The following is a 1233-nucleotide window of genomic DNA, read 5'->3' as shown; positions in this document are numbered from 1 at the left end:
ACTTTCAGTCAATCAGTTGTTGTTATCAAATTGATAACCCTCCTATTTCGTGTTTACACACTTATAAGGAAACGTGTCGCGCAAATAACTATTTTGTTTAATTTATTAAAATACAGCCACTTGTCCATTTCACTTTGCTCTATCATTACATTTACTATTAGTAATACGATTTTTAGAGGTGATATATAATGGACGAGTTTTTATCTTTTGCTGCACTTAATCCGAGTTCTATTGGACCTACACTTCCACCTGTTCAACCCTTTCAATTCCCTACTGGTCCCACCGGTTCTACAGGAGCTACTGGTGCTACCGGTTCAACTGGTTCAACTGGACCAACTGGACCAACCGGACCAACTGGACCAACCGGACCAACTGGACCAACCGGACCAACTGGACCAACCGGACCAACCGGACCAACCGGACCAACCGGACCAACTGGACCAACCGGACCAACTGGACCAACCGGACCAACCGGACCAACCGGACCAACCGGACCAACTGGACCAACTGGACCAACTGGACCAACTGGACCAACTGGACCAACTGGACCAACTGGACCAACTGGACCAACTGGACCAACTGGATTTAATCTTCCTGCTGGGCCTGCATCTATTACCTTGACTTCTAACGAAACCACAGCATGTGTATCCACTCAAGGAAATAATACTTTATTTTTTTCGGGTCAAGTATTAGTAAACGGTAGTCCTACTCCAGGAGTAGTAGTCAGTTTTTCATTTAGTAACCCTTCTCTTGCTTTCATGGTTCCTCTTGCTGTCATTACCAATGCTTCAGGTAACTTTACCGCTGTATTTCTAGCCGCTAATGGGCCTGGAACAGTAACCGTTACTGCTTCACTTCTTGATTCTCCTGGAACAATGGCAAACGTCACTATTACCATTGTGAATTGTCCGTAACGGTTTTATTTTTAAGGACTAAGCAATTTCTGATAAGATGAGCACAGATTTACAGTGCTCATCTTATCATTGGGATGTTCCTTTCAAATGAAATTTCGTAGCATCCAACGAATGGGATCTAGTTACCACTAATAGAAATGTTCAAGTAACCCCCATTCATTATCTGTTGTCATTTTTGAAAGGACTTGTTCCATACAACAGGTCCTATTTAATCTACACCCTACTAGTTGCGATAGGTAAGACTTTGAAGTTATCTCCATCTTTTCCCCCGCTTAACACTGTACGTGCGACTTTCATCGCATACAGCGCCCCATCTTAT

2 protein-coding genes and 1 pseudogene are annotated in these 1233 nt (G+C 43.3%); 1 reads left to right on the top strand and 2 read right to left on the bottom strand.

From position 1 onward, the window contains the following. Nucleotides 1–188 precede the first annotated feature (188 nt). Nucleotides 189–326, top strand: a pseudogene (locus tag ABH960_RS29520) (exosporium leader peptide-containing protein); the annotation flags it as partial. Here the strand turns inward: ABH960_RS29520 and ABH960_RS29515 are convergent. Further along, nucleotides 263–652: a hypothetical protein gene (locus tag ABH960_RS29515; protein WP_404449985.1), complete on the bottom strand. Its 390-nt coding sequence runs from the start codon at nt 650–652 to the stop codon at nt 263–265. The pseudogene ABH960_RS29520 and the gene ABH960_RS29515 overlap by 64 nt on opposite strands. 30 nt (nt 653–682) lie before the next feature. Continuing rightward, on the bottom strand, nt 683–898 hold the full coding sequence (locus ABH960_RS29510) for a hypothetical protein (protein ID WP_000237377.1): 216 nt from the start codon (nt 896–898) through the stop codon (nt 683–685). Between the last annotated feature and the right edge of the window lie 335 nt (nt 899–1233).

It is taken from the genome of Bacillus sp. RC252, from assembly GCF_044909215.1.
Classification (GTDB): Bacteria; Bacillota; Bacilli; order Bacillales; family Bacillaceae_G; genus Bacillus_A; species Bacillus_A mycoides.
This window is presented reverse-complemented; position numbering and strand designations above follow the sequence as displayed.